The organism is Microbacterium sp. (assembly GCF_031178525.1).
GTDB lineage: Bacteria > Actinomycetota > Actinomycetes > Actinomycetales > Microbacteriaceae > Microbacterium.
Genome location: NZ_JAPSJA010000158.1, coordinates 1 through 5,665 on the forward strand (window position 1 = coordinate 1; position 5,665 = coordinate 5,665).

A 5,665-nucleotide genomic window follows, 5' to 3' on the forward strand; every position below is an offset into this window, starting at 1 on the left:
GAGCCCCCGGGTGTCGATGCCGCGCTCGGTGCGCGCCCGCTCGAGCTCGACGTCGCTGCACAGGTACGCCCACGCGGTGTCGTCGAACTGCAGGTAGCGGACGCCGGCGTCGTAGTACGCGCGGACGGCGGCACGGTACGCCGCGACGAGGTCGTCGACGTACTCGTCGCGGCTCGCGTAGCCGCCCACGATGTTCTGCGGCTCCACGCGGAAGTCCAGCACGGTCGGCGAGGGGATCGTCGCCTTCGCCTGCACGCCCGCGGACGCCGCCAACGGCAGCAGCGAGCCGGCGTGCTCGACGTGCGGATGCGCGCCGAACCCGATCCGGCCGTTGATCTGCACGGCCTTCTGGCGCGTCTGCACGCCCTGGAAGGGCAGACCGTGATCCGTGTCGACGATCGAGACGCCGTCGAGCCCGTCGAAGAAGTCGAAATGCCACCAGGATCGGCGGAACTCGCCGTCCGTCGCCAGGGCGAGGCCGTTCTCGGCCTGCTTGCGCACGAGGCCTGCGATCTGCTCGTCCTCGATCTCGCGCAGCGCCTCCGCCGCGAGACGGCCCTCGGCGAACCGGGCCCGCGCGACCTTGAGGGCCTCGGGACGCAGGAAGGAGCCGACGATGTCGGCGCGGTACGGCGGGTTCACGGTCACGCGCGAAAGCCTACGCGGCGGGCGCCGAAACGCGACCAGGCCGCATCGCGGGGAGAAACACGCCGACTCGAAGCCGCCCTCAGGCGTGCGAGATCCCCCCGCCCGCCGGCACGATCCGCAGGGGTGGGACGGGGCGGGGAGGCAGCATCGGATCACCGTGGATCTCGCGATGCAGGCTCTCCATGCGCGCATCGAGCTCCGCAGCCGTGAGAGCAGCCTCCCGCAGGCTGTCGGTCAGGCGCGACGGCACGTGCTTGTCGTACTTGTAGTAGATCTTGTGCTCGAGGCTCGCCCAGAAGTCCATCGCGATGGTGCGCAGCTGCACCTCGACGGGCACGCGCACCGTTCCCTGCGCGAGGAACACGGGCACCTCGACGATGGCATGAAGGCTCTTGTAGCCGTTCGCCTTCGGCGTCGCGATGTAGTCCTTGACCTCGCGCACCGTGATGTCGTCCTGACCCGCCAGCAGGTCGAACAGCCGATACACGTCTCGCACGAAGCTGCAGGTGACGCGCACGCCCGCGATGTCGGTGATCTCGCGGCGGATCGTGGCCAGGTCGGGTTCTATCCCCTTGCGCACGACCTTCTCGGCGATCGAGTCTGGCGTCTTGAGCCGGCAGGAGAGGTGCTCCACGGGGTTGTACGCGTGCGCGTGCTCGAAGTCGTCCCGCAGGATCGACAGCTTCGTCTCGATCTCCCGCATGCCGAACTGGTACTCGGCGAGGAAACGCGAGAGCTGATCCCGCAGCCCGCGCACGTCGTCGAGGAATTCGCCGTCGATCGGCTGAGACGTCATGGCCTCAGGCTATGGGCGGCGCTTACGGATCAGCTGTGCCCGTCGCTTTCCGCTGTCGCGCGTCGCGCGACGTCATGCTCCCACTCACCAGCGCTCTCGGGCACCGGCGGAATGTCGGCATCCGTGATCATTTTGCGCACCAATGATCGGCGGCTATTCTCCGACCCATGGGCATCCTCCACTACGGCACCGATTCCGCGCCTATCCACATCGCAGATCGCGCTCTGGCGCACCTCAAGGTGGTGGTCGTCGCGAAGCTGCGCCGCCAGGAGAGCTTCACCGTGTCGTGGCAGCACCCGGCCGAGGACGGCCCCGGCCGCAGCACGATCTGGATGCACCCGTCGATCCCCGTGCGCTTCGAGTTCGATGAGGCCGTCGCCCCCGAACTGAACCGCGAGTGGATCGAGGAGCTCGCCCACTCGGCCAACGCGCTCGGCGGCATCACCCTGGTAACCGAGCACGTCGGCCAGGACGCCGACACGGACGGCACGGAAGCGGCGATGCCCGCTCCCGCCGCCTGAGCCCACCTCTTCGAACGCGAATCCCCCTCCCGGCCGAGCCGGAGAGGGGGATTTCGCGTTCCGAGGCTCAGTCCTCGGCGGGCAGCTGGGAGGGGTCCGTCGGCTCCGGCATCACGGTGAGCCCGTTCGGGCCGCTCGCGGCCTTCATCAGCTCATCGAGCCAGGCGCGGTTGATGCGCGGTGCGCGTCCGCCGGAGAAGTGGAACTGCAGCGGCACGGCGGGGTGCAGCCAGAAGCTGCGCCGTCCGATGCCGTCGCCCAGCTTCGTGTCATACATGAACGGCTCGCCGCGGCGGAGCTTGTTCATCACGACGATGCGCAGATGCGCAAGCGTCCTGTCGTCGATATCGACGGAGTCGGCCGCCGCGCCATAAATGAATCGCCCCACGATGGCGACGATACCGGAGTCGCGCCATCGTGGGGCACCGCAGATTCTCAGCGAGATCGAACGCGCTCGCGTGAAACCGACCTGCGCGTCACGCGTCGGGGGAGGTCTCCTGCCGGCCGTGCACCTCGCCGCGCCAGCCGCCGGTCTCCGCGCCGCGCTCCTCGATGAACTTCTTGAAGCGCTCCAGGTCCATCTTGGCCTGCGCCTCATCGATGTTCAGCGCGGCGCCGACCTTCTCGATCAGCCCTTCCGGCTCCCACTCCATGCGGAGCTTCACGCGCGTCTCGGAGCCGTGGGGCTCGAACTCGACGCGGCCTGCGTGGAACGCGCCGTCCGTGCTCTGCCACGCCACGTGGCTGTCCGGCACCTGGTCGACGATGTCGGCGTAGAACTCCTCCTCCTTGCCGGCGATGCTGACGGTCCAGCGCGTGCGCACGTCGTCGATCTGCTGCACGGACTTCACGGCGCCGAGGAAGTGGGGGAACGACTCGAACTGCGTCCACTGGTTGTAGACGATGTCGACCGGAGCGTCGACGTCGATCTCGGCATTCAGGGTGGTGGTCATAAGTCACTCCTCCATCTGGTGTTGTCTTCGTCGGGCTGTATGTCAACGACGCTAGGTCGGGCGCCCTGGCGCGGTAATGGGCTTGACTGTTCGGGAGCCGCTCGTTAGATCGCGAGTATCCGAGCTCCTCGCCGGACGCGCCGCGCCCCCGGTTCGCTTCGCGGAGCGGTTCGTTCTACCGTCTGCTCATGGGACAGACACACGACGCAGTGGACGAGAGCCCGCTGGTCGAAGACACCAGCGGCATGCGCTTCGCGTTCTGGACGTGGGCCGGGATCGTCGCCGTGGGGTTGACCGTGATGATCACACTTCCGCTGGCGGGACTATGAAGACGCGCCCGATCAGGGACAACGCCCTGAGCCTGCTGTTCCTCGGGCTGTTCGTGCTGTCGGTGGTGTTCCAGGCGGTCGCCGGCCACGCGCTCAACAACGAAGAGCTGATCCGGCATGAACTCGCGCCGATTCCGTTCTGGGAATACGTCGCCTCGTCCGAGTTCATGGTCGACCTGGCGGAGAACTGGCAGTCGGAGTTCCTGCAGTTCTTCGTCTTCATCCTCGCGACGGTGTGGCTCGTGCAGCGGGGATCGCCCGAGTCGAAGAAGCCCGGCGACGAGGGAACGGGCTCCGACGAGGAGCAGCTGATCGGCGAGCACTCGCGCGAGGACTCGCCCGCCTGGGCACGCGTGCGCGGCGTCCGACTGTGGCTTTACGCGAACTCGCTGCTGCTCGTGATGGGCGCAGCCTTCCTGCTGTCGTGGTTCGCGCAGTCGCTCGCGGGCTGGGTCGTCGCGACCGAGGAGGCCGCGCAGCACGGCGAGCTGGCGCCGAGCTGGCTGATCTACGTGACGGGGCCGGAGTTCTGGAGCCGGACGCTGCAGAACTGGCAGTCCGAGTTCCTCGCGGTCGGATGCATGGTGGCGTTCTCGATCTACCTGCGCCAGCGCGGCTCCGCCGAGTCGAAGCCCGTCGGCGCGCCCAACGGCACCTCGGCGCTCGAGTCCGAGTAGGCGGCACGACGAAGGGCCGGTGCGTCCGCGCACCGGCCCTTCGTCACCGCGTCGCTCAGCCGAGCACGAGCTCCTTCAGGCGCGTGGAGAGCTCCTCGCTCGTGTGGATCTCCTGCTCGCAGTTCTCCTGCAGCAGCTTCAGCGCGTCGGTCGCGCCGAGCGCGGTGACCGGCAGGATGAGCCCCTGATACGACGCCATCTCGTAGTGCTCGTTGCCGAGGGCAGCCGCCAGCGTGACCTGGTCGCGCAGCTCGGGCGCGCTGCGCTGGATGAGCGACTGCGCCTGCTTGTTGATGCCCTTGGTACTGGGAGACGGCGCGGTCGACTCCGGCACCTCGAGAAGCTGGAACACCTTGCGCAGATTCTCGATCTGCTCGCGCGTCTCATCGGCGTGGTGGCGGAAGAGCTTCTTGATGTCCGCCGTCTGCGCAGCCTCTGCCAACTCGAGCAGCGACGCGAGCGAATCCTCCTCCATGCTCATCGCGGTGCGCAGCTTGAAGCGCACGAGGTCTTCGGGCGTCTCGAGATGGGTCTGACTCATAGGTCCTCCTTGTGACGATCCGACCGGAACTGTCGGACGTCATCGACCGTAGAAGCGGCTCCCACCCAGCGGGAAGGGATTGCATCGCCGCGCTGGTGCCGCTTTCCCACCCAGCGAGAACCGCTCCTCCAGAGAAGCGGTTCTGTCAAGTGCCTAGCCCGCGTGCTCGCGTCGCCCCTAGCGTCCCCAAGGGGGATGAGGCGCCTGCGGGCGGCTGAAGTTGCGGGATGGACAGCAAGGAGTGGAAGTGATGAACAGGTTCCGGACAGCGGCCGCGGCCGCGCTCGCCGGCGGGGCGCTGGTGCTCGCGGGATGCGCCGTCGGCACAGGAGGCACCGACGACGGGGGCGCGCAGTACGACTCGGGAGCCGAGCTCGAGGGCGAGCTCAGCGTGATGGGCTTCGCGGGCGTCGACGAGGTCGCCACGACCCGCATGGACCTCGCCAAGGCAGAGCTCGGCGAGGGCGTGGACGTGCGGGTGGCCGAGGGCGAGCTCGACCTGCAGCAGTTCCTCTCGGCGGCCGCGACGGGCGATCCGCCGGACCTGATCTATGCCAACCGCGATCAGATCGGCAGCCTCGCGGCACGCGGGGCCATCCTGCCGCTGCAGCGGTGCATCGAGGGCGAGGGCATCGACACGGGCATGTTCGTCGAGTCGGCGCTGGCGCAGGTCACGCTCGACGACCAGGTGTACGGCATCCCGGAGTTCAACGTCGTGCAGGTCACCATGGCGAACGCCGACCTCCTCGAGGGCGCCGGGCTCTCGCTCTCCGACGTCGACGGCTCCGACTGGGAGGCGATGAGCGCCGCGAATGAGGCGCTCATGAAGAAGGAGGGCGGCAAGCTCAGCGTCATCGGCGTCGACAGCAAGCTGCCCGAGTTCTTCCCGCTCTGGGCCAAGGCCAACGGCGTGGACCTGATCAGCGCGGACGGGAAGACCGCCCAGCTCGACGATCCCAAGGCCGTCGAGGCGCTCGAGTGGGCGGTCGGCATCTACGACGCGCAGGGCGGCTTCGGCGATGTGAAGGCCTACCGCGACTCTGCCGACTTCTTCGGAGAGGGCAACCAGTTCGCGACCGGGGTGCTCGGCGCGATGCCCATGGAGCAGTGGTACATCAACGTGCTCAACGACGTGTCGCCGGACGCGCCGATCGAGTTCGGCACGGTCAAGGACCGCCAGGGAGAGCCGATCGCGTACGC

The 5,665-nt window shown here is 68.1% G+C and carries 8 protein-coding genes and 1 pseudogene; 4 read left to right on the forward strand and 5 right to left on the reverse strand.

From position 1 onward, the window contains the following. Both RIF89_RS10210 and RIF89_RS10215 read right to left on the reverse strand, forming a co-directional pair. Positions 1 to 648, reverse strand: a pseudogene (locus RIF89_RS10210) (5-methyltetrahydropteroyltriglutamate--homocysteine S-methyltransferase); the annotation flags it as partial. A gap of 79 nt (positions 649 to 727) precedes the next feature. Next, positions 728 to 1,444 carry a GTP pyrophosphokinase family protein gene (locus RIF89_RS10215; protein WP_309069006.1) on the reverse strand — a complete coding sequence of 239 codons (717 nt, stop codon included), beginning with the start codon at positions 1,442 to 1,444 and terminating at the stop codon, positions 728 to 730. A 167-nt stretch (positions 1,445 to 1,611) separates the two neighbouring features. On the opposite strand from RIF89_RS10215, the gene RIF89_RS10220 reads away from it, so the two are divergent. Next, positions 1,612 to 1,965: a hypothetical protein gene (locus tag RIF89_RS10220; protein ID WP_309069007.1), complete on the forward strand. Its 354-nt coding sequence runs from the start codon at positions 1,612 to 1,614 to the stop codon at positions 1,963 to 1,965. 67 nt (positions 1,966 to 2,032) lie between these two features. Here RIF89_RS10220 and RIF89_RS10225 read toward each other — a convergent pair whose 3' ends face one another. Together RIF89_RS10225 and RIF89_RS10230 are read right to left on the reverse strand one after the other, a co-directional pair. Further along, on the reverse strand, positions 2,033 to 2,353 hold the full coding sequence (locus RIF89_RS10225; protein ID WP_309069008.1) for an ATP-dependent DNA ligase: 321 nt from the start codon (positions 2,351 to 2,353) through the stop codon (positions 2,033 to 2,035). Between the two features lie 88 nt (positions 2,354 to 2,441). Continuing rightward, positions 2,442 to 2,918 carry an SRPBCC family protein gene (locus RIF89_RS10230; protein ID WP_309069009.1) on the reverse strand — a complete coding sequence of 159 codons (477 nt, stop codon included), beginning with the start codon at positions 2,916 to 2,918 and terminating at the stop codon, positions 2,442 to 2,444. A 188-nt stretch (positions 2,919 to 3,106) separates the two neighbouring features. On the opposite strand from RIF89_RS10230, the gene RIF89_RS10235 reads away from it, so the two are divergent. Both RIF89_RS10235 and RIF89_RS10240 read left to right on the forward strand, forming a co-directional pair. Next, entirely contained in the window at positions 3,107 to 3,247 is a 141-nt protein-coding gene (locus RIF89_RS10235) for a hypothetical protein (protein WP_309069010.1), read from the forward strand. Next, a complete protein-coding gene (locus RIF89_RS10240; protein WP_309069011.1) occupies positions 3,244 to 3,924 on the forward strand; it encodes a DUF6766 family protein in 681 nt (226 codons plus the stop codon). The genes RIF89_RS10235 and RIF89_RS10240 overlap by 4 nt, the downstream gene beginning before the upstream one ends. Positions 3,925 to 3,979: 55 nt before the next feature. Here RIF89_RS10240 and RIF89_RS10245 read toward each other — a convergent pair whose 3' ends face one another. Further along, positions 3,980 to 4,465, reverse strand: a complete 486-nt coding sequence (locus RIF89_RS10245) for a DUF892 family protein (RefSeq protein ID WP_309069012.1) — start codon at positions 4,463 to 4,465, stop codon at positions 3,980 to 3,982. A gap of 250 nt (positions 4,466 to 4,715) precedes the next feature. On the opposite strand from RIF89_RS10245, the gene RIF89_RS10250 reads away from it, so the two are divergent. Continuing rightward, on the forward strand, positions 4,716 to 5,665 hold a 950-nt coding region (locus RIF89_RS10250), incomplete at its 3' end, for an extracellular solute-binding protein (RefSeq protein WP_309069013.1).

Coding starts and splice junctions, on each gene's coding strand:
- RIF89_RS10245 (WP_309069012.1), bottom strand. CDS start 4,465: ATGAGTCAGACCCATCTCGAGACGCCCGAAGACCTCGTGCGCTTCAAG.
- RIF89_RS10230 (WP_309069009.1), bottom strand. CDS start 2,918: ATGACCACCACCCTGAATGCCGAGATCGACGTCGACGCTCCGGTCGAC.
- RIF89_RS10240 (WP_309069011.1), top strand. CDS start 3,244: ATGAAGACGCGCCCGATCAGGGACAACGCCCTGAGCCTGCTGTTCCTC.
- RIF89_RS10235 (WP_309069010.1), top strand. CDS start 3,107: ATGGGACAGACACACGACGCAGTGGACGAGAGCCCGCTGGTCGAAGAC.
- RIF89_RS10220 (WP_309069007.1), top strand. CDS start 1,612: ATGGGCATCCTCCACTACGGCACCGATTCCGCGCCTATCCACATCGCA.
- RIF89_RS10215 (WP_309069006.1), bottom strand. CDS start 1,444: ATGACGTCTCAGCCGATCGACGGCGAATTCCTCGACGACGTGCGCGGG.